General features: G+C 60.5%; 1 protein-coding gene. It reads right to left on the minus strand.

Annotation, left to right across the window (positions count from 1 at the left end; translation table 11 throughout):
* Window positions 1-141, minus strand: a 141-nt coding sequence (locus F6S12_RS33175) for a RebB family R body protein (protein ID WP_315870042.1), incomplete at its 3' end; no start/stop codon positions are given.
* Window positions 142-354: the final 213 nt, after the last annotated feature.

Below are 354 nucleotides of genomic sequence, written 5' to 3' on the forward strand. Positions count from 1 at the left end.
GACCGAGTTCTGGAACAGGATCGCGGTGGCCTGGGCCATGGATTGGTAGATGGTGCCCATCGCCATGGCCGGCGCTTCGGCGACGACCTTGACGTTGGTCTGGGTGACGGCATCGGTGATTTGTTCGTTTACAAGTGGCATGGCTCAACTTCCTTTGTTAGGCACACGGAGCATTCCGTGTCATTGAGTGAACGTGGCAGCCCTGATGCTGTGAAGCGGGGCTTGAACGGCCTTGCGGTTATTTCAGGGGGCCCTTATTGCCCACTGCCGGCGGTCAGTTGCTGGAGGGTGTCTTCGACTTTCTGCGACAGCCCGGCCATCCGCGCCTCGACCGCGGCTTTCACCTCCTGCTGG

The sequence above is a fragment of the Pseudomonas sp. JV245A genome (assembly GCF_032424515.1).
Lineage (GTDB): Bacteria > Pseudomonadota > Gammaproteobacteria > Pseudomonadales > Pseudomonadaceae > Aquipseudomonas > Aquipseudomonas protegens.